At 65.2% G+C, this 20,290-nt stretch carries 17 protein-coding genes; 12 read left to right on the top strand and 5 right to left on the bottom strand.

The features are described from left to right. Positions 1-47 precede the first annotated feature (47 nt). The 12 genes from LRC39_RS22330 (at position 48) to LRC39_RS22275 (ending at position 14,621) form a co-directional block, all read left to right on the top strand. A complete protein-coding gene (locus tag LRC39_RS22330) occupies positions 48-1,154 on the top strand; it encodes an efflux RND transporter periplasmic adaptor subunit (protein ID WP_346295668.1) in 1,107 nt (368 codons plus the stop codon). A gap of 21 nt (positions 1,155-1,175) precedes the next feature. Continuing rightward, a complete protein-coding gene (locus LRC39_RS22325) occupies positions 1,176-4,313 on the top strand; it encodes an efflux RND transporter permease subunit (protein WP_346295667.1) in 3,138 nt (1,045 codons plus the stop codon). A gap of 17 nt (positions 4,314-4,330) precedes the next feature. Further along, positions 4,331-4,945: a TetR/AcrR family transcriptional regulator gene (locus LRC39_RS22320; protein WP_107356937.1), complete on the top strand. Its 615-nt coding sequence runs from the start codon at positions 4,331-4,333 to the stop codon at positions 4,943-4,945. Positions 4,946-4,962: 17 nt separating this feature from the next. Continuing rightward, the gene (locus tag LRC39_RS22315; RefSeq protein ID WP_346295666.1) at positions 4,963-5,580 is read left to right on the top strand and encodes a flavin reductase family protein; all 618 of its coding nucleotides are present in this window, start codon (positions 4,963-4,965) and stop codon (positions 5,578-5,580) included. A gap of 246 nt (positions 5,581-5,826) precedes the next feature. Beyond that, a complete protein-coding gene (locus LRC39_RS22310) occupies positions 5,827-6,624 on the top strand; it encodes a DeoR/GlpR family DNA-binding transcription regulator (protein WP_346295665.1) in 798 nt (265 codons plus the stop codon). Positions 6,625-6,812: 188 nt separating this feature from the next. Next, entirely contained in the window at positions 6,813-8,354 is a 1,542-nt protein-coding gene (gene glpD, locus LRC39_RS22305; protein WP_346295664.1) for a glycerol-3-phosphate dehydrogenase, read from the top strand. Next, positions 8,351-9,430, top strand: coding sequence for an ABC transporter ATP-binding protein (locus LRC39_RS22300; RefSeq protein WP_107345978.1), 1,080 nt, complete (start codon positions 8,351-8,353; stop codon positions 9,428-9,430). The genes glpD and LRC39_RS22300 overlap by 4 nt, the downstream gene beginning before the upstream one ends. 12 nt (positions 9,431-9,442) lie before the next feature. Further along, positions 9,443-10,543, top strand: coding sequence for an ABC transporter ATP-binding protein (locus LRC39_RS22295; protein ID WP_346295663.1), 1,101 nt, complete (start codon positions 9,443-9,445; stop codon positions 10,541-10,543). Next, on the top strand, positions 10,543-11,445 hold the full coding sequence (locus LRC39_RS22290) for a carbohydrate ABC transporter permease (RefSeq protein ID WP_346295662.1): 903 nt from the start codon (positions 10,543-10,545) through the stop codon (positions 11,443-11,445). The genes LRC39_RS22295 and LRC39_RS22290 overlap by 1 nt, the downstream gene beginning before the upstream one ends. Beyond that, positions 11,445-12,251 (top strand): carbohydrate ABC transporter permease, encoded by an 807-nt coding sequence (locus LRC39_RS22285; protein WP_011159940.1) that lies wholly within the window; start codon positions 11,445-11,447, stop codon positions 12,249-12,251. The genes LRC39_RS22290 and LRC39_RS22285 overlap by 1 nt, the downstream gene beginning before the upstream one ends. A 183-nt stretch (positions 12,252-12,434) precedes the next feature. Next, positions 12,435-12,761, top strand: a complete 327-nt coding sequence (locus LRC39_RS22280; protein ID WP_107345975.1) for a DUF2160 domain-containing protein — start codon at positions 12,435-12,437, stop codon at positions 12,759-12,761. 72 nt (positions 12,762-12,833) lie between these two features. Next, positions 12,834-14,621: an ABC transporter substrate-binding protein gene (locus LRC39_RS22275; protein WP_107356929.1), complete on the top strand. Its 1,788-nt coding sequence runs from the start codon at positions 12,834-12,836 to the stop codon at positions 14,619-14,621. Positions 14,622-15,127: 506 nt separating this feature from the next. Here LRC39_RS22275 and LRC39_RS22270 read toward each other — a convergent pair. From LRC39_RS22270 to LRC39_RS22250, 5 genes are all read right to left on the bottom strand, one after another. Continuing rightward, positions 15,128-16,228, bottom strand: coding sequence for an alkene reductase (locus LRC39_RS22270; protein WP_346295661.1), 1,101 nt, complete (start codon positions 16,226-16,228; stop codon positions 15,128-15,130). Between the two features lie 242 nt (positions 16,229-16,470). Next, on the bottom strand, positions 16,471-16,779 hold the full coding sequence (gene pufW / locus LRC39_RS22265) for a reaction-center light-harvesting complex 1 protein PufW (RefSeq protein ID WP_012497598.1): 309 nt from the start codon (positions 16,777-16,779) through the stop codon (positions 16,471-16,473). Positions 16,780-17,149: 370 nt separating this feature from the next. Further along, positions 17,150-18,217: a branched-chain amino acid ABC transporter permease gene (locus LRC39_RS22260; RefSeq protein WP_346295660.1), complete on the bottom strand. Its 1,068-nt coding sequence runs from the start codon at positions 18,215-18,217 to the stop codon at positions 17,150-17,152. Next, positions 18,214-19,239: a branched-chain amino acid ABC transporter permease gene (locus tag LRC39_RS22255; protein ID WP_164639585.1), complete on the bottom strand. Its 1,026-nt coding sequence runs from the start codon at positions 19,237-19,239 to the stop codon at positions 18,214-18,216. Before LRC39_RS22255 ends, LRC39_RS22260 begins: the two co-directional genes overlap by 4 nt. A gap of 115 nt (positions 19,240-19,354) precedes the next feature. Continuing rightward, entirely contained in the window at positions 19,355-20,077 is a 723-nt protein-coding gene (locus tag LRC39_RS22250) for an ABC transporter ATP-binding protein (protein WP_346295659.1), read from the bottom strand. Between the last annotated feature and the right edge of the window lie 213 nt (positions 20,078-20,290).

Below are 20,290 nucleotides of genomic sequence, written 5' to 3'. Positions count from 1 at the left end.
GTCAGAAGTCAATCGACAGTTCCCACCACCGCAAGGGGAGGCTGCCGATGCGTGCGATTTCTGTTTTCGACGGGTTTTTCAGGCTGCTGGCAGGTACCCTGCTGGCGATAGCGGTGCTCGGTCTGGCGGGCTGCGATGGCAAGGATGCCAAACAGGAGCTCTCCAAGCGCCCGGTTCTGGTCACCGCGGTGCATTATGCGCCGCAGGCACCCGAGCGCAGCTTCGTCGGCACGATCAAGCCTCGCACCGAAACCGACGTCGGCTTCCGGGTCACCGGCAAAGTGGCCAAGCGTCTCGTCGAGGTCGGCGACACCGTGGAAGTCGGCCAGAAGCTGGCGCTGCTCGATCAGACCGATCTGAAGCTACAGGCCGAGCAGGCCGAGGCCGAACACAGCGCCGCCAAGGGCGTGCTGGCGCAGGCGATCGCCTCTGAAAACCGCGCCAGGGAGCTGCGCGCCAAGGGCTGGGCGACCGAAGCCCAGATGGATCAGGCCCGCGCCTCCGCGGACGAGGCTCGCGCCCGCTTTGCCCGCGCCGAGCGCTCGGTCGAGCTGACCCGCAACTCGCTGTCCTACGCAACGCTCGAAGCCGACAGTCACGGCGTCGTGGCATCCGCGCTGGTCGAACCTGGGCAGGTGGTCGCGGCCGGTCAGGCCGCGTTCCGGCTCGCCCGGATCGGCGAGAAGGAAGCGGTGGTGGCAATCCCCGAGACGCTGATCACCCGCGCCACCAAGGGGCTGGCCGACGTTACGCTGTGGTCCGAGCCCGGCCGTCACTACGTCGCCAAGCTGCGCGAGGTGGCGCCGCTCGCCGATCCCGCGACCCGCACGTTCCTGGCCAAGTTCTCGCTGCCGGACGCCGACGACCGCGTCGTGCTCGGGATGACCGCGACGTTGACGCTGACCGATCCCGATAAGGTCCGTGTCGCCCGGGTGCCGCTGTCGGCGCTGTTCAATCAGGGCGGCCAGCCGTCGCTCTACGTCGTCGACGGCGGCGGTGAGGTGAAGCTGAAGCGGGTCGCGGTGAAGGCATACGGGACCGAAGACGTGGTGATCGCCGAGGGCGTCGACGAAGGCGATCAGATCGTCACGCTCGGCGTGCAGAAACTCGATCCGGCGGAAAAAGTGCGGGTGGTGTCGGCTCTGACGTTCTGATCTGCGCTGGGGAGTGCGACGATGCGTTTCAATTTGTCGGCCTGGGCGGTCCGACATCCGGCGCTGATCCTGTTTCTGATCTGCGCGCTCGGCTTCACCGGCATCTATTCGTATCAGCGGCTCGGCCGCGCCGAAGATCCGTCATTCACCGTCAAGGTCGCGGTGGTGTCGGCGATCTGGCCGGGCGCCACCGCCAAGGAGATGCAGGAACAGGTCGCCGACCCGATCGAGAAGAAGCTGCAGGAGTTGCCTTACTTCGAAAAGGTGCAGACCTATTCGAAGGCGTCGTTCACCGCGATGCAGGTGACGTTCCGCGACTCGACGCCGCCGTCCGAAGTGCCGCACCTGCTCTATCTGCTGCGCAAGAAGCTGTGGGACGTCGCGCCGCAATTGCCGAGCAGTCTGATCGGCCCGTCGATCAACGACGAATACGGCGACGTCGACTCGATCCTCTACATGATGACCGGCGATGGCGCGACCTACGCGCAGCTCAAGAAGGCCGCCGAAGGATTGCGGCAGCGGCTGCTCAAAATCGCCAACGTCTCCAAGGTCAACATCTACGGAACCCAGGACGAGAAGATCTATGTCGAGTTCTCGCACGCCAAGCTGGCGACGCTCGGCCTGACGCCGCAGGCGATCTTCGACTCGCTCGCCAAGCAGAACGCGGTGGTGCCGGCCGGCACGGTCGAGACTTCGTCGCAGCGCGTGCCGCTGCGCGTCACCGGCGCGCTCGATGGTGCGCAGGCGGTGGCGGAGACGCCGGTCGAAAGCGGCGGCCGGGTGTTTCGGCTCGGCGACGTCGCTGAGATCCGCCACGGCTATGTCGATCCGACCGATTACCAGGTGCGGCAGAAGGGCAAACCGGCGATCGGCATCGGGATCGTCACCGCCAAGGGCGCCAACATCCTGCAGCTCGGCGAGCAGGTCAGTGCGGCGACCGCGGCGTTCATGGCCGACGTGCCGCAGGGCATCGACATCGAGCAGATCGCCGATCAGCCCGAAGTGGTGAAGCACGCGGTCGGCGAGTTCATGCGCTCGTTCGTCGAGGCGCTGGTGATCGTGCTGTTTGTGTCGTTCCTGGCGCTCGGCTGGCGCACCGGCATCGTGGTGGCGCTGTCGGTGCCGCTGGTGCTGGCGATCGTGTTCATCGTCATGAACGTGATGTCGCTCGATCTGCACCGGATCACGCTCGGCGCGCTGATCATCGCGCTCGGCCTGCTCGTCGACGACGCCATCATCGCGGTGGAGATGATGGTGGTGAAGATGGAGCAGGGCTGGGATCGCGCCAAGGCGGCGTCGTTCGCCTGGGAGTCGACGGCGTTTCCGATGCTGACCGGCACGCTGGTCACCGCCGCCGGCTTCCTGCCGATCGGCTTCGCCAATTCTGCGGTCGGGGAGTATGCCGGCGGCATCTTCTGGATCGTGGCGATCGCGCTGATCGCCTCATGGTTCGTCGCGGTGATCTTCACGCCCTATATCGGCGTCAAGCTGCTGCCGGACTTCGCCGGCAAGAAGGGCCACAATCCGGACGAGGTGTATCACACCCGGATCTATCGGGCGCTGCGCGCCGCGGTGACCTGGTGCGTGCGCTGGCGCGGCACGGTGGTAATGGCCACGGTCGGCATCTTCATTGCCGCGGTGGTCGGCTTCGGCCATGTGCAGCAGCAATTCTTCCCGCTGTCGGAACGGCCCGAACTGTTTCTGCAGCTCCGCTTGCCCGAAGGCACCGCCTTCGACGTCACCACGAAGTCGGTGAAGGAAGCCGAGACGCTGCTGAAGGACGACGGCGATATCGCAACCTACACGGCCTATGTCGGTAAGGGCTCGCCACGGTTCTGGCTCGGCCTCAATCCGCAGCTTCCGACCGAATCCTTCGCCGAGATCGTGATCGTCGCCAAGGACGTCGCTGCGCGCGAGCGGATCAAGACGCGGATCGAGCAGGCGGCGCATAGCGGCCGGCTCTCGGCGGCGCGGGTGCGTGTCGACCGCTTCAACTTCGGCCCGCCGGTCGGCTTCCCGGTGCAGTTCCGGGTGATCGGCCCGGACACCGCCAAGGTGCGCGAGATCGCCTATCAGGTCCGCGACGTAGTGAAGAAGAACGCGAGCGTCATCGATCCGCACCTCGATTGGAACGAGCAGTCGCCGTATCTCAAGCTCGTCGTCGATCAGTCGCGTGCCCGCGCGCTCGGCCTGACGCCGCAGGACGTCTCGCAGGCGCTGGCGATGCTGATCTCCGGCGCGCAAGTCACCACGGTGCGTGACGGCGTCGAGAAGATCGGCGTGATCGCGCGCGCGGTGCCAAACGAGCGGCTCGATCTCGCCCGGATCGGCGAACTCACCATCATGGCGCGCAACGGCATGGCGGTGCCGCTGTCGCAGGTCGCCAAGGTCGAGTATTCGCACGAGGAGCCGATCCTGTGGCGCCGCAATCGCGACATGGCGATCACCGTGCGTGGCGACGTCGTCGACGGCGTGCAGGCGCCGGACGTCACCAACGCGATCTGGCCGCAGCTCGAGAGCATCCGCGCCAATCTGCAGCCGGCCTACCGGATCGAAACCGGCGGCGCGATCGAAGAGTCGACCAAGGGCAATGCCTCGATCTTCATCCTGTTTCCGGTGATGGTGATCGCGATGCTGGCGCTGCTGATGATCCAGCTGCAGAGCTTCCCGCGGCTGCTGCTGGTGTTCCTCACCGCGCCGCTCGGCATCATCGGCGCCTCGCTCGGCCTCAACGTCGCCTCGGCGCCGTTCGGCTTCGTGGCGCTGCTCGGCCTGATCGCGCTTGCCGGCATGATCATGCGTAACGCGGTGATCCTGGTCGACCAGATCGAGAGCGACGTCGCGCACGGCTCGACCCGGCGCGAGGCGATCGTCGAGGCGACGGTGCGCCGCGCGCGGCCGGTGGTGCTGACCGCGCTGGCGGCGATCCTGGCGATGATCCCGCTGTCGCGCTCGGCGTTCTGGGGCCCGATGGCGATCACCATCATGGGCGGCCTGTTCGTCGCCACCTTCCTGACGCTGTTCTATCTGCCGGGCCTGTACGCGCTGTGGTTCCGGAACAGCCTGGACGAACGGGGTAAGGTCGCCGAGCCGCATCGTGCGCCGCAACACGGCTCCCCTGGGCCGAACGCCTTTCCGCTTGCCGACGCGGCGGAATAATTGAATATCTTAGGCCGATGACGCTTGTTTCTGAGAATACCGAAGCCGATATGCGGCACCGCATCCTGGTGGTGGCCGAACGGCTGTTCCGTGAGATCGGCTACCAGAAAACCACGGTGGCCGACATCGCCAAGCTGCTGCAGATGAGCCCGGCCAACGTGTATCGCTTCTTCGATTCGAAGAAGGCGATCCACAAGGGCGTGGCGCGGCATCTGATGGGCGAGGTCGAGCAGGCGGCGGTCGCCATCGTCCATGCGCCGGGGTCGGCGGTGCAGCGGCTGCGCGATCTGCTCACCACCGTGCACCGGATGAACTGCGAGCGCTACATCGGCGATGCCAAGCTGCACGAGATGGTGGCGATTGCGATGGAGGAGAACTGGGACGTCTGCATCGCCCATATGGAGTTCATCATCGGTACCATCGGCGAGGTGATCGTCCAGGGCGTGGCGAGCGGCGAGTTCAAGGTCGCCGACGTGCCGCAGGCGGCGAGCTGCACCTGCGCCGCGATGATCCGGTTCTTCCATCCGCAGATGATCGCGCAGAGCTTTGCCAAGGATCGCCCGACCCTCGAGGATATGATCGATTTCGTGCTGGCGGCGCTCGGCGCCGGCCGGCGCGCCGACGCGCAATAACAACAAGGACATCCCGCGTGACTGATCTGCATTCCTACCAGCCGGCGAACGGCCACGGCCTCAAGCACGACCCGTTCAACGCGATCATCGCGCCGCGGCCGATCGGCTGGATTTCGTCCTGCGATGCCGAGGGCCGCGTCAACCTCGCGCCCTACAGCTTCTTCAATGCCTTCAACTATCATCCGCCGCTAATTGGGTTTTCCTCCACCACCTGGAAGGACACCGTCGCCAACATCCAGCGCACCGGCGAATTCGTCTGGAATCTGGTGACGATGGATCTGGCGCAGGCGATGAATGCGACTTCGGCCAGCGTGCCGCACGAGGTCGACGAATTCGCGCTCGGCAATCTCACCAAGCTGAAGAGCGAACTGGTGAAGCCGCCGCGGGTCGCCGAGAGCCCGGTGTCGTTCGAATGCAAGCTGTCCGAGATCGTCCGGCTCAAGGGCGCCGACGGCGTCGAGGTCGACGCCTGGCTGACGATCGGCGAGGTGGTGATGGTGCACATCGACAAGCGCCTGATCGAAGACGGCGTCTATCAGACCGCCGCGGCGCGGCCGATCGTACGCGCCGGCCGGCGCGGCGACTATTTCGAGATCCGCCCCGACGCGATGTTCGAGATGGTGCGGCCGGCCTGATCTGCTTTCCGAACTCCAGCAAAAGACTTCGCTTACGTCATGGCCGGGCTTGTCCCGGCCATCCACGCCTTTTCTGCATTTCCGTCAGCAAGACGTGGATGCCCGGGACGAGCCCGGGCATGACCCGGGGAGGGGCAGTGCGCAGCATCGGAGCTGCAGCTGACGGATCGCAGCCGTCTCGCGCCGCGCGTTGACCTGACGGGCGAACAGCCGCACCATGGCGCATCAATGTTGCAAGGTGCGTGCGTGACGGCTCTGACCCATCGTCAGTCTGAAATCCTCAATATCGCCCGGGCCTCGGGCCGGGTGATGGTCGAGGATCTGGTGCGGCGCTTTGAAGTGTCGGCGCAGACCATTCGCAAGGATCTCAACGATCTGTGCGACCAGCGCTCGCTGACGCGAATCCACGGTGGCGCGATCATCGCGTCGGGCGTCGCCAATCTCGCCTATGAGGCGCGCCGCTTCGTCGCCGCAGAAGAGAAAAAGGCGATCGGCGCCGCTGCGGCGGCGCGGATTCCCAACGGCTGCTCGCTGTTCATCAACATCGGGACCACCACCGAAGAGGTCGCCAGCGCGCTGTCGGCGCACCAGGACCTGTTGGTGATCACCAATAATCTCAACGTCGCGATGCTGCTGTACCGGCATCCGCGGATCGAGGTGATTGTCGCCGGCGGCACCGTGCGGCGGGCCGATGGTGCCGTGATCGGCTCCACAGCGACCAGCCTGATCGGCCAGTTCAAGGTCGATTACGCGATCATCGGCGCTTCGGCGATCGACGAAGAGGGCGCGCTGCTCGACTTCGACTATCGCGAAGTCCAAGCCTCGCAGGCGATCATCGCCAATGCGCGCAGCGTGATGCTGGTGGCGGATTCGACCAAGCTGGAGCGCAACGCGCCGGTGCGGATTGCCGATCTCAGCCAGATCCAGACCTTCGTCACCGACCGGGCGCTGCCGCCGTCGCTGCAGGCGATCTGCGATGCGAATGGTATCGAGGTAATCGAAGCCTGCCCGGCGAAACCCGAGCTCGACGAATCCGCGGCCTAAACCGCCTCCCACATCCCCAGTTGTGCCTGTCTCCCAGCATCTGGGCGCGATTTCGCGCGCGGAAACGCGATCCCTTTGCAGATCGCAGTTGCTTTCGTTTTGGTTTGTGCTTTATTCGTTTTCCAGCGTAAATCGACAGAAGCGAAAGTGCATTGCAGCAAAATGCTGCGGTGCGGTGAGGAGCGTCGGTGGGGATGGTGTACGACCTCGCGATCATCGGGGGCGGGATCAACGGCTGCGGTATCGCGCGCGATGCGGCGGGCCGGGGACATTCCGTGTTCCTGTGCGAGATGAACGACCTCGCCAGCGGCACCTCGTCGTGGTCGACCAAGCTGATCCATGGCGGCCTGCGCTATCTCGAATATTTCGAGTTTCGCCTGGTGCGCGAGGCGCTGATCGAGCGCGAGCGGCTGTGGCAGATCGCGCCGCATATCATCGGGCCGCTGCGTTTCGTGCTGCCGCATCACGACGGCCTGCGCCCGGCCTGGCGGCTGCGGCTCGGGCTGTTCCTGTACGATTATCTCGGCGGCCGAAAGCTGCTGCCGCCGACCCGTTCGGTCGATCTGGCGCATGACGAAGTCGGCAAGCCGCTGATCCCCGGCCGCTACACCAAAGGCTTCGAGTATTCCGATTGCTTCGTCGACGATGCGCGGCTGGTGGTGCTCACCGCGCGCGATGCCGCCGAGCGCGGCGCCGAGATCCGCACCCGCACCCGCGCGGTGCAGGTCAGCCAGCAGGACGGCATCTGGCAGGTGACGCTGGAAGATGTTGGCAGCGGCGCGCGCAGCACGATCCAGGCGCGAGCGCTGGTCAATGCCGCCGGGCCGTGGGTCGAGGGCGTGCTCGGCTCCGGCGCCGGGGTCGATGCCCGCTACAAGGTGCGGCTGGTGCAGGGCTCGCACATCGTCACCCGCAAGCTTTACGACCACGACCGCGCCTACATCTTCCAGAATGCCGATGGCCGCATCGTGTTCGCGATTCCGTATCAGGGCGACTTCACCCTGATCGGCACCACCGATCGCGATTATCACGGCGATCCGTCGCAAGTGAAAGCAACGCCGGAAGAGATCGATTATCTGTGCAAGGCGGTGAGCGGCTATTTCGCCAAGCCGGTGACGCCGGCCGACGTGGTTTGGACGTTCTCGGGCGTGCGGCCGCTGTATGACGACGGCGCCAGCGAAGCCAAGGCGGCGACCCGCGACTACGTGTTCGAGCTCGACACCCCGGGCGGCGCGCCGCTGCTGTCGATCTACGGCGGCAAGATCACCACCTATCGCCGGCTCGCCGAAGAGGCGCTGGAGAAACTGTCGTCGTACCTGAAGGGTGGAACGGCCAAACAGGGCTGGACCGCGCATCAGCCGCTGCCGGGCGGCGATTTCCCGATCGACGGCGGCCCGGCGCTGATCGGCGATCTGCTCCGCGACTATCCGTTCCTCGCTTCGGCGCATGCCTCGCGGCTGGTGCACGCCTACGGCACCCGGGCGCGTGACGTGCTCGGCGCGGCTAAGTCGGCGGCCGATCTTGGCCGCGACTTCGGCGCCACATTGACGGAGGCCGAGGTCCGCTATCTGATGAGCCGCGAATGGGCCTGCAGCGCGGACGACATCGTCTGGCGGCGATCCAAGCTCGGCTTGCGGCTGACACCGGCCGCAGTTGCCGCGCTCGATCAGTGGATCTCCGACCGCCGCGCCGCCGAGAAGCCCCAGCAGCAAGCGGGAGGCCGGGCATGAGCGTCAGCCTGGAGAATGTCACCAGGGTGCTGGACGGCGTTCCGGCGATCCGCAACGTCTCGCTGACGCTGGAACGCGGCACGCTGAGCGTGCTGCTCGGACCGACGCTGTCGGGCAAGACCTCGATCATGCGGCTGCTCGCCGGCCTCGACAAACCGACCACCGGCCGCGTGCTGGTCGACGGCAAGGACGTCACCGGCGCCGATGTGCGCAGCCGCTCGGTGGCGATGGTGTATCAGCAGTTCATCAACTACCCGTCGCTGACGGTGTACGAGAACATCGCCTCGCCGCTGCGGGTGCAGCGCAAGCCGCGCGCCGAGATCGAGCGCCGTGTCGCCGAGGCCGCCAAGCTGCTCAAGCTCGAGCCGTATCTGCAGCGCACGCCGCTGCAGCTCTCCGGCGGCCAGCAGCAGCGCACCGCGATCGCCCGCGCGCTGGTCAAAGGCGCCGATCTGGTGCTGCTCGACGAGCCGCTCGCCAACCTCGACTACAAGCTCCGCGAGGAATTGCGCACCGAACTGCCAAAGATCTTCGAGGCCTCCGGGGCGATCTTCGTCTATGCCACCACCGAGCCGTCCGAAGCGCTGCTGCTCGGCGGCCGCACCATCTGCATGTGGGAAGGCCAGGCGCTGCAGGTCGGACCGACCCCGCAAGTTTATCGCAAGCCCGACACTATGCGGGTGGCGCAGGTGTTCTCCGATCCGCCGCTCAATCTCGTCGGCGCCGAGAAGAAGGCCGGCACCGTGCATTACTCCGGCGGCGTTACCGCGCCGGCGACCGGGGTGTTTGCCGGGCTTTCCGATGGCGCCTACCGCGTCGGCTTCCGTGCGCATCAGATCGAGGTGAAGAGCGCCGATCCGGAGCGGCATGCGTTCCAGGCGACCGTGGCGGTGACCGAGATCACCGGCTCGGAGAGTTTCGTGCATCTGAAGCGCGGCGACGACTATTGGGTCGCGGTGCTGCACGGCATCCATGAGTTCGAGCCGGGCCAGACGCTCGACGCCATCCTCGACCCCGCCAATCTGTTCGTGTTCGACGCGGCCGATCGCCTCGTCGCCGCGCCGAAGCCGATCTGAGGGGACAGCCCGATGGCGCGCATCGATCTCGTCGATCTTGCTCACTCTTATCTGGTCGGTGACGACCTGCCGCCGCAGGCCTATGCGCTGAAGCCGGTATCGATGACCTGGCGGCAGGGCGGCGCCTACGCGCTGCTCGGCCCGTCCGGCTGCGGCAAGACCACGCTGCTCAATATCATCTCGGGGATTGTCACGCCGTCGCGCGGCAAGATCCTGTTCGATGGCCGCGACGTCACCGCGCTCTCCACCCGCGAGCGCAACATCGCGCAGGTGTTCCAGTTTCCGGTGATCTACGACACCATGACGGTGCGGGAGAACTTGGCGTTCCCGCTGAAGAACCGCGGTGTGCCGAAGGCCGAGATCGACCGGCGCGTCGCCGAGATCGCCGACCTGCTCGATCTGACGCCGAACCTGAAGCGCAAGGCGACGCGGCTCACCGCCGACGCCAAGCAGAAGATCTCGCTCGGCCGCGGCCTGGTACGCAGCGACGTCGCCGCGATCCTGTTCGACGAGCCGCTGACGGTGATCGATCCGCATCTGAAGTGGGAGCTGCGTAGCAAGCTCAAGGCGCTGCACCGCGCGCTCGATCTGACGATGATCTACGTCACCCACGACCAGACCGAGGCGCTGACTTTCGCCGACACCGTGGTGGTGATGCACGACGGCCGCGTCGTGCAGAGCGGCACGCCGGAGGAACTGTTCGAGCGCCCCGCCCACACCTTCGTCGGCTACTTCATCGGCTCGCCCGGCATGAACATCGTGCCGGCCGAGGTGAAGGGCCGCGAGGCGCTCGTTGCCGGCCATCGCGTGCCGCTCGTGCGCAGTTACGACAAGCTGCCCGCCGGCAAGATCGAGATCGGGGTGCGGCCGGAATTCGTCCACCTCACCGCCAAGGCCCCCGGCCTGATGACCGGCCGCGTCGAACGCATCGACGATCTCGGCCGTATTCGCTTCGCTTCGGTGCGGGTGGGTGAGGTCAAGATCGCCGCGCGGGTGCCGGATGGCTTCTCGCCGAGCGGGGATGAAGCGGCGCTGCGGTTCGAACCATCGCGTATCCACGTCTATGCCGACAGCGAAATCGTCGAAGGCAGCTCACTGGAGCAGGTCGCCTGATGGACAAGGTCGTCAACCAGAAAGCCTGGTTCCTGGTGCTGCCGGTGTTCGCCATCGTGGCGTTCTCGGCGATCCTGCCGCTGATGACGGTGGTGAACTATTCGGTGCAGGACACCTTCGGCAACAACCAGTTCTTCTGGAACGGGGTCGGCTGGTTCAAGGAGCTGCTCGATCCGTCGACCGATCTCGGTGGCCGGTTCTTCGCCTCGCTGTGGCGCAATCTGGCGTTCTCGGCGATCATCCTGGCGATCGAGGTGCCGCTCGGCATCGTGGTGGCGCTGGCGATGCCGCGCCATGGTTGGTCGGTGGCGTTCTGTCTGGTGATCATGGCGCTGCCGCTGTTGATCCCGTGGAACGTGGTCGGCACCATCTGGCAGATCTTCGGCCGCCCCGACATCGGCCTGATGGGCTACACGCTCAATCATCTCGGCTTCAATTACAACTACGTCTCCAACGAGTTCGACGCCTGGGCCACGGTGGTGGTGATGGATGTCTGGCACTGGACCAGCCTGGTGGCGCTGCTCTGCTACGCCGGCCTGAAGTCGATCCCGGACGCGTATTATCAGGCGGCCCAGATCGACGGCGCCTCGCGCTGGGCGGTGTTCAAGGCGATCCAATTGCCGAAGATGCACCGGGTGCTGCTGATCGCCGTGCTGCTGCGGTTCATGGACAGCTTCATGATCTACACCGAGCCGTTCGTCGTCACCGGCGGCGGACCGGGAAATTCGACCACATTCATCTCGATCGAGCTGGTCAAGATCGCGCTCGGGCAGTTCGACCTCGGCAAGGCCGCGGCACTGTCGATCGTCTACAACCTGATCATCATCATCGTGTGCTGGGTGTTCTACACCGTGATGACCAATGCCGGCGCCGAGCGGCGGCAAGCCGAAGGGAGTATGTGATGCATTCGATCCCCGGCCGCCGCATCGTCATGGCGCTGTATCTGCTGTTCCTGATGCTGCCGATTTATTGGCTCGTCAACATGAGCTTCAAGACCAATGGCGAGATCGTCTCGACCATGACGCTGTGGCCGCACCAGCCGACGCTGGAGAACTACCGAACGATCTTCACCGATCCGAGCTGGTATTCCGGCTACATCAACTCGCTGCAATACGTCGTCATCAACACCGTGCTGTCGATCTCGTTCGCGCTGCCGGCGGCGTACGCGTTCTCGCGCTATCGCTTCCTCGGCGACAAGCATTTGTTCTTCTGGCTGCTGTCGAACCGGATGGCGCCGGCCGCGGTCTATGCGCTGCCGTTCTTCAATCTGTATTCGGCGCTGAACCTGTTCGACACGCCCTGGGCGGTGGCGCTGGCGCACTGCCTGTTCAACGTGCCGCTGGCGGTGTGGATCCTCGAAGGCTTCGTCTCCGGCGTGCCGAAGGAGATTGACGAAACTGCGTTCCTCGATGGCTACTCGTTCCCGCGGTTCTTCGTGAAGATCCTGATGCCGCTGATCGCCAGCGGCATCGGCGTCGCGGCGTTCTTCTGCTTCATGTTCTCCTGGGTCGAACTGCTGCTGGCGCGGACGCTGACCTCGGTCAACGCCAAGCCGATCTCGGCGGTGATGACCCGCACCGTGTCGGCCGCCGGCATGGACTGGGGCCTGCTCGCCGCCGCCGGCGTCCTCACCATCATCCCGGGCGCCCTGGTGATCTGGTTCGTCCGCAACTACATCGCGCGCGGCTTCGCGCTCGGCCGGGTGTGAGGGAATGATGACGCGACCCAACCCCCATCGTCATTGCGAGCGAAGCGAAGCAATCCAGAGCGCAGTGCACGGAGCTGGATTGCTTCGTCGCTTCGCTCCTCGCAATGACGAACGTGACGGCTTCGCTCGCAATGACGGGGACGGGCTCTTCGCCTGCAACAATCGACGGGGAGGGCTCTGATCATGGATTCCTTCGCATGGATGGCGTGGACCTGGCCGACCGCGGCGTTCTTCGCCGCGCTGGCCGGCACGCTCGCGACCATGACCTGGCTCGCGGTGGTTGATCCCGAGGTCGAGCGCGTCGGTGTCTTGCGGATTCCGACGACGCGCGGCGACCGGTTGTTTCTGTCGCTGATCCTGGCCGCGGTGATTCATCTGGTCTGGATCGCGCTGGTCGGGACCGATCCGCTGCTGACGCTGCCGATCGGAGAAGGAGTCGAAGTGTCGAGCCTGTGGCTCGCCACGTTGCTGTCGCTGGTCTCAGCCGTTGCGATCTTCCGCACCGTCTGATCCCGGCGAACGAGGAACAGATCCGGGATCAACCTGGACCTGAATGATGTCGCTCAACGGAGGAAACGAACGATGATTGGACGAAAGCCCCACCTCAGCCGTTTGCGGCTGATGACGATGGTGAGCGCTGCGGCGCTGATCGCCACGTCGATGACGCTGTCGCCGGCGCGTGCTGCGGACGACGCGGTCCTGAAGAAGTGGATCGACGAGGAATTCCAGCCCTCGACGCTGTCCAAAGAAGACCAGATGAAGGAACTGCAGTGGTTCGCCAAGGCGGCCGAGCCGTTCAAGGGCATGGAGATCAACGTCGTCTCCGAGACGTTGACCACGCACGAATACGAAGCCAAGACGCTGGCCAAGGCGTTTAGCGAGATCACCGGCATCAAGCTGAAGCACGACCTGATCCAGGAAGGCGACGTCGTCGAGAAGCTGCAGACCCAGATGCAGTCCGGCAAGAACGTCTATGACGGCTGGATCAACGATAGCGACCTGATCGGCACGCACTTCCGTTACAATCAGACCATCGCGCTGTCGGACTACATGACCGGCGAGGGCAAGGACGTCACCGATCCGATGCTCGACGTCGCGGACTTCATCGGCACGTCGTTCACCACGGCGCCCGACAAGAAGATGTACCAGCTGCCCGACCAGCAGTTCGCCAACCTTTACTGGTTCCGCTACGACTGGTTCACCAATCCGGACTACAAGGCCAAGTTCAAGGCGAAGTACGGCTACGACCTCGGCGTCCCGGTGAACTGGTCGGCCTATGAGGACATCGCCGAGTTCTTCACCAACGACATCAAGGAAATCAACGGCGTCAAAGTCTATGGCCACATGGACTACGGCAAGAAGGACCCGTCGCTCGGCTGGCGCTTCACCGACGCCTGGCTGTCGATGGCCGGCAACGGCGACAAGGGCCTGCCGAACGGTCTGCCGGTCGACGAATGGGGCATCCGCATGGAAGGCTGCCGTCCGGTCGGCTCGTCGATCGAGCGCGGCGGTGACACCAACGGCCCGGCGGCGGTGTATTCGATCGTCAAATATCTCGACTGGATGAAGAAGTACGCGCCGCCGCAGGCGCAGGGCATGACGTTCTCGGAGTCGGGCCCGGTGCCGGCGCAGGGCAACGTCGCCCAGCAGATCTTCTGGTACACCGCCTTCACCGCCGACATGGTCAAGCCCGGTCTGCCGGTGATGAATGCCGACGGCACGCCGAAGTGGCGCATGGCTCCGTCGCCGCACGGCGCGTACTGGAAGGAAGGCATGAAGCTCGGCTATCAGGACGTGGGTTCTGCCACGCTTCTGAAGTCGACCCCGGCGGACCGCCGCAAGGCCGCCTGGCTGTACCTGCAGTTCATCACCTCCAAGACTGTCAGCTTGAAGAAGAGCCATGTCGGTCTCACCTTCATCCGTGAGAGCGACATCTGGGACAAGTCGTTCACCGAACGTGCGCCGAAGCTCGGCGGCCTGATCGAGTTCTATCGCTCGCCGGCCCGCGTGCAGTGGTCGCCCACCGGCAACAACATCCCGGACTATCCGAAGCTGGCGCAGCTGTGGTGGCAGAACATCGGCGACGCGTCGTCCGGTGCGAAAACTCCGCAGCAGGCGATGGACTCGCTGGCGGCGGCGCAGGATTCGGTGCTCGAACGCCTCGAGAAGTCGAAGGTGCAGGGCGAATGCGGTCCGAAGCTGAACAAGAAGGAGACCGCCGAGTACTGGTACGCCAAGTCCGAAAAGGACGGCAACATCGCGCCGCAGCGCAAGCTGGCGAACGAGAAGCCGAAGGGTGAAACCATCGACTACGACACCCTGATCAAGTCCTGGCCGGCGACCCCGCCGAAGCGCGCGGAAGCGAAGTAAGCACGCGCAAAGCCTCATGGTGAGGAGGCGCGCAGTGCCGTCTCGAACCATGAGGCGACACGCAAGGTGCTCGCCGCATCATCCTTCGAGACGCCCGGCTGCGCCGGGCTCCTCAGGATGAGGTCTCTGCAAAAATCGAAAGGCCGGGAGCGATCCCGGCCTTTTTTCTGTTCAGTGAATATCCTCTCGATCGTCATTCCGGGGCGCGCGCAGCGCGAGCCCGGAATCCATACCCCCTGTCTTCGCTTTTGGCCGCACCGTCGTGCCCACCAATGAGTCCAGGGCTTATGGATTCCGGGCCTGCGCCGCTGGCGCGGCGCATCCCGGAATGACGAGTGGAGAGGTGGTTAGTAAGCTTTCTCCCCGAGTCATTCCGGGGCGCTCGCGGAGCGAGCGAACCCGGAATCTCGACATTGTGGAAACGTCGGAAGGTGCAGAACATCTCGGGATTCCGGGTTCACGCGCATTGCGCGTGCCCCGGAATGACCGTGCGTGGGGCTGGGCGCTTACTGCGCCGCCTGCGCCGACTCCAGCGTGGGATAGTCGGTGTAGCCCTTGGCGCCGCCGCCGTAGAAGGTCGACTTGTCGGGCTCGTTCAGCGGAGCATTCCGCTTCAGGCGCTCGACCAGGTCGGGGTTGGAGATGAACGGCTTGCCGAACGCGATCAGGTCGGCCGCGCCTGCGTCGAGCTGCTTGTTGGCGAGAGCGAGGTCGTAGGCGTTATTGCCGATGTAGGCGCCGCTGAAGCGCTTGCGCAAGCTCGCGTAGTCGAACGGCGCGATGTCGCGCGGGCCGCCGGTCGCGCCTTCGATGACGTGGATGTAGACCAGCTTCAGCTTGTTGAGCTCGTCGACGATGTAGTCGAACAGCGCCTGCGGGTTGGAGTCCGAGACGTCGTTGGCCGGCGTCACCGGCGAAATCCGGATGCCGGTGCGCTCCGGTCCGATCTCCTTGGCCACCGCGGCGGCGACTTCGAGCATCAGGCGGGCGCGGTTCTGGATCGAGCCGCCGTACTCGTCGGTGCGCTTGTTGGAGCTGTCGCGGGCGAACTGGTCGAGCAGATAGCCGTTGGCGCCGTGGATCTCGACACCGTCGAAGCCGGCCGCGATCGCATTGGCGGCCGCTTTCCGGAAGTCTTCGATGATGCCGGGGATTTCAGACAGTTCGAGCGCGCGCGGCTCGGAGACGTCCGCGAACTGGCCGCCGACGAAGGTCTTGGTGTTGGCGCGGATCGCCGACGGCGCGACCGGAGCGCCGTGGTTCGGCTGCAGGTCGACATGCGAGATGCGGCCGACATGCCAGAGCTGGATGAAGATCTTGCCGCCGCGCTTGTGCACCTCGCCAGTGACCTTGCGCCAGCCTTCGACCTGGGCCTGCGAGTAGATGCCGGGCGTGTCCTGATAGCCCTGGCCCTGCTGCGACACCTGGCTGGCCTCGGTAATCAGCAGGCCGGCGCTGGCGCGCTGGCCGTAATACTCCGCCGCCAGCGGGCTCGGGACGAGACCCTCGGGCACGGCGCGGTTGCGGGTCAGCGGCGCCATCACGACGCGATTGGCGAGGGTGATCGGGCCGAGCTTGTAAGGTTCGAAGAGCTTGGAAGTCGACATGGGGCCGTCCTGGACAGTTACGGATGTCAGGAACTTGGGGGGCGCCCCCCGAAACACAATGGCCCTACCGAAAATAGATGCGTCCGCATGAAACTTTGAAGTGCGGTTTCGAAAATGCCGTTCTTAAGGGAAGAGAATTTCTGGAAACCACGCGGGTCAGGATGATTTCTGCGGCCCGCAGTTCGGCGGCGGAGAGGCGCCGCCGAACTTGTTGTCGCGATCGCGCGTTTGGTGCGCGTCCGTTAGGCGGCCGCAACCGTGCGGCGCTGGCGGCGGAAGAACCAGAACACGATCGGGCCGACGAACAGCGTGCCGAACGCCGGCAGCGCAGCGACCCGCAGCATCGCGGTGGCGTCGAGCACTTCGCCGCCGATGCCGGCCTTGCCGAGCACGAAGGCGGCGACCAGCGTGATAAACGGCCCGACCACCATCGAAGCGGCACCGGCCGCCTGGCAGTACAATTTGCCTTCCGGCGCGGAGGCGGCCAGCACGCGCGCCACCACGGCGGTGGCGACGAAGGCGATCGCGGTAAGGACCAAGAGCAGCATCATTCCAACTTCCTGTTTGGTCGGACGCTCCCCTGCCGCAGCGTGAAGATGGTGCTGGAGTAGGGAGAATGTCCTAGGTCGACAAAGGCGCGGACTATGGGAGGGCGCCTGTTCAGCGGCAACAGGATACTTTGTGCGCTGCAAACGATATTGATCGAGCGCAGAAACTGCTTCTTATTTTACCGGCGCGAGCACTTGGTCGAGAGGTATCTCAGGACGCGAACAGGCAGTTTAATACCGAAATCCTGCACCCAGGCGCTGAGTGCTGGCTGCTATCAACCTCTGGGAGGTGCGAGGCGGCACTAAAAAGCCCAAGGCTGGAATCGTTCGAAACGATCCGGCCGAATGGGTCGCTCCTACGACTTTCGTCGAGTTACTCGGCAGCCTTCGGCGTCCCGCGCAATCGGCCAACAATTCCGGTCGGAAAGAAGTACACGCTGGCGACGAACAATAGCCCGAGCCACAGCAGCCAGCGGTCGGGATGCAGCAGGTTCGGCAGCAGCGGCAGCCCGGCATCGGCGGCGGCGGTCGAGGCCGCGCCCATCAGCGTCTGCAGATAATTCTGCGCCAGGATGAAGATGGTGGCGCCGATGATCGCGCCGTAGATCGTGCCCATGCCGCCGATCACCACCATCAGCAGGATGTCCAGCATGATCGAAAACGACAGCGATGTATCCGGCCCGGCATAGCGCAGCCACATCGCGTTGAGCACGCCGGCGGCGGCGGCAACCAGCGCGGCCAGCACGTTGGCGTAAGTGAGATGAAACACGGTGCGATAGCCGAGCGCCTCGGCGCGGAAGCGGTTCTCGCGGACCGCCTGCAGCACCCGGCCGAACGGCGAGTTCACCACCCGCAGCAGCGCCAGGATCATGCCGGCGCAGCCGATCAGGATGATGTAATAGGTCAGGATGCGGCCGTTGATCCGCACGCCGAAGAAGTCCTTGATGAACACCGTGCCGGGCCGCAGCAGCTCCGGCAGGCTGAAGCTGCGGCCGTCCTCGCCGCCGGTCAGCCACGACAATTGTGACGCCAGCACCAGGAAGGCGGAGGCGACCGCCAGCGTGATCATCGCAAAGAAGATCGCCTCGACCCGCAGCGAGAACAGCCCGATGACGAGTGCCAGCAAGGCCGCGAGCGGCAGGCCGATCACGATGCCGGCGCCGACCGCCGCCCAGCTCGGCCCCATGCCGTACAGCGCGATCGCCACAGCGTAGCTGCCGATGCCGTAGAACATGGTGTGGGCGAACGACACCGTGCCGGTGTAGCCGAGCAGCAGGTCATAGGACGCCACGAGTGCCGCGAAGATGCAGATCTTGGCGGCGACGTTGAGCGGCTTGGCGCCGGGAAACACGAACGGGGTGATTGCCAGCATCACCACGATCGCAATCAGCAGCAGCGACAGCACCCGGCTGCGCGGCGGATCGCCGGACAGGATCATCATCGACTTGTCACCGCATAGAGCCCGCGTGGCCGCCACATCAGGATCGCGACCATCAGCAGGATGTTGGAGACCAGCGCCAGCTTCGGCACCAGGAAGCCGCCGTAATTGGCGACCATCGCCACCAAGAGCGCGCCGATGAAGCAGCCGCCGACCGAACCGAGCCCGCCGATGATCACCACGATGAAGATCAGCACGGTCAGCTCGTTGCCCATCGAGGCGTGGACCTGCTCGCGGTACAGCGCCCACATCACGCCGCCGAGCCCGGCCAGCGCCGAGCCGACCATGAACACGCCGAGGAACAGACGCTTGACGTGATAGCCGAGCGCTTCGACCATCTCGCGGTTCTCGACGCCGGCGCGGATCAGCAGGCCGATCTTGGTGCGGTTCAGCGTCAGCTGGATGCCGACGAACACCACGAGGCCGACCAGCATCACCAGCAGCCGATATTTGGCGATGGCGATGTCGCCGATGATGAACGAGCCGCGCAGCGACGTCGGCAGCGGCAGCGGGATGATCTGCGGCCCCCACAGCGCATACAGCGCCTGCTCGGCGACGATCAGCCCGCCGGTGGTCATCAGGATCTGCTTCAGATGCTGGCCGTACACCGGCAGGATAAGCACCCGCTCGACCACCACGCCGAGCGCGCCGGACACCGCCATCGCGGCCAGCACCGCGGGCACCAGCACGGCGAGATTGGTCAGCAGCGAATCCGCGCCGGACATCGCCGCTAGCGGCAGCAGCACCAGCGTCGCCACATAGGCGCCGACCGCGATGAACGCGCCGTGGCCGAAATTCAGTACGTCCATCAGCCCGAACACCAACGTCAGGCCCGACGCCATGATGAAGATCATCATGCCCATTGCCAGGCTGGCGACCGTCAGCGTCACCCAGGAGGAGAACGAGCCGACCAGCGGCAGCATCAGCAGCGCCAGGATCGCCGGCAGCAGCACCGGCAGCAGATCTCGCTTGGCTTGCGGTAGAGGATCGGAGGTGGAGGGCGCGGGGACGGGGACGTCGGTCATGATGAGTATCCGTCGTCATTGCGAGGAGCGAAGCGACGAAGCAATCCAGCCTCCTGCACGGGGCTCCTGGATTGCTTCGCTGCGCTCGCAATGACGGAGAGAGTCGTCGTCACGTTCACTGATGCGCCTCCAGGCTGAGGCCGAGCAGGCGCTCCTGCAGCGGCACGTCGGCGGCGAGCTCGGCCATGGCGCCGCGATGTACGATGCCGCCATTGTCCATCACCACCACGCTGTCGCCGATCTGTTGGGCGACGTGGAAGTTCTGCTCGACCAGCAAAATGGTGGCGCCGGTGCGCTTGAGTTCGGCGAAGCAATCGATCAGCGCGCCGATGATCGCCGGCGCCAGCCCCTTGGTCGGCTCATCGATCAGCAGCAATTGCCTCGGTTCGATCACCGCGCGTGCAATCGACAGCATCTGCTTCTGCCCGCCGGACAGCGAGCCGGCGCGCGACAGCCAGAATTTTCGCAAGGCCGGGAAGAATCCGAAGATCCAGTCGAGGCGCCCAGCGTCCATCTCGCCGTCGCGCGCGGCGAGGATCAGGTTTTCCTTCACGGTGAGATCGGAAAACACCGCCATCGTCTCCGGCACGTAGCCGACGCCGAGCCGCGCGATGTCCGGCGTCGCCATCGCCTCGATCCGCCGGCCGCCAAGGGCAATCTCGCCGCGCGACGCCGGCCACAGCCCCATGATGGTGCGCAGCGTTGTGGTCTTGCCGGCCCCGTTGCGGCCAAGCAGCATCGTGGTCTGCCCCTCCGGCACCACGAAGTCGACGCCCTGCAGGATGTGATAGCGCCCGATATTGGTGTGGACGCCTTCGAGTGTGAGGAGGTCGGTCATGCTTCCCTCCCTCCGCAACGAAGCGCCTCTGCTCCCCTCCCCCTTGCGGGGAGGGGTCGGGGGTGGGGGTCCATAACGGGACGCCATCCTTGGGTCGCCCTCACCCCACCCCTCTCCCGCAAGCGGGAGAGGGAGCTCGCTGGCGTGCGGGGGGAGGGTGTTAGCAACGTCTTCGATCGATCAGTCATGCGCTGCCCGCAGTGGCGAGGCGCC

It is taken from the genome of Rhodopseudomonas sp. P1 (assembly GCF_039642825.1).
GTDB lineage: Bacteria > Pseudomonadota > Alphaproteobacteria > Rhizobiales > Xanthobacteraceae > Rhodopseudomonas > Rhodopseudomonas palustris_H.
This window is presented reverse-complemented; position numbering and strand designations above follow the sequence as displayed.

What these genes read in the sequence shown, in the direction of transcription:
- LRC39_RS22260 (WP_346295660.1), bottom strand. Translation starts at nt 18,217, where the DNA reads ATGATGATCCTGTCCGGCGATCCGCCGCGCAGCCGGGTGCTGTCGCTG.
- LRC39_RS22275 (WP_107356929.1), top strand. Translation starts at nt 12,834, where the DNA reads ATGATTGGACGAAAGCCCCACCTCAGCCGTTTGCGGCTGATGACGATG.
- pufW (WP_012497598.1), bottom strand. Translation starts at nt 16,779, where the DNA reads ATGATGCTGCTCTTGGTCCTTACCGCGATCGCCTTCGTCGCCACCGCC.
- LRC39_RS22255 (WP_164639585.1), bottom strand. Translation starts at nt 19,239, where the DNA reads ATGACCGACGTCCCCGTCCCCGCGCCCTCCACCTCCGATCCTCTACCG.
- LRC39_RS22295 (WP_346295663.1), top strand. Translation starts at nt 9,443, where the DNA reads ATGGCGCGCATCGATCTCGTCGATCTTGCTCACTCTTATCTGGTCGGT.
- LRC39_RS22320 (WP_107356937.1), top strand. Translation starts at nt 4,331, where the DNA reads ATGACGCTTGTTTCTGAGAATACCGAAGCCGATATGCGGCACCGCATC.
- LRC39_RS22285 (WP_011159940.1), top strand. Translation starts at nt 11,445, where the DNA reads ATGCATTCGATCCCCGGCCGCCGCATCGTCATGGCGCTGTATCTGCTG.
- LRC39_RS22280 (WP_107345975.1), top strand. Translation starts at nt 12,435, where the DNA reads ATGGATTCCTTCGCATGGATGGCGTGGACCTGGCCGACCGCGGCGTTC.
- LRC39_RS22250 (WP_346295659.1), bottom strand. Translation starts at nt 20,077, where the DNA reads ATGACCGACCTCCTCACACTCGAAGGCGTCCACACCAATATCGGGCGC.
- LRC39_RS22330 (WP_346295668.1), top strand. Translation starts at nt 48, where the DNA reads ATGCGTGCGATTTCTGTTTTCGACGGGTTTTTCAGGCTGCTGGCAGGT.
- LRC39_RS22300 (WP_107345978.1), top strand. Translation starts at nt 8,351, where the DNA reads ATGAGCGTCAGCCTGGAGAATGTCACCAGGGTGCTGGACGGCGTTCCG.
- LRC39_RS22290 (WP_346295662.1), top strand. Translation starts at nt 10,543, where the DNA reads ATGGACAAGGTCGTCAACCAGAAAGCCTGGTTCCTGGTGCTGCCGGTG.
- LRC39_RS22325 (WP_346295667.1), top strand. Translation starts at nt 1,176, where the DNA reads ATGCGTTTCAATTTGTCGGCCTGGGCGGTCCGACATCCGGCGCTGATC.
- LRC39_RS22270 (WP_346295661.1), bottom strand. Translation starts at nt 16,228, where the DNA reads ATGTCGACTTCCAAGCTCTTCGAACCTTACAAGCTCGGCCCGATCACC.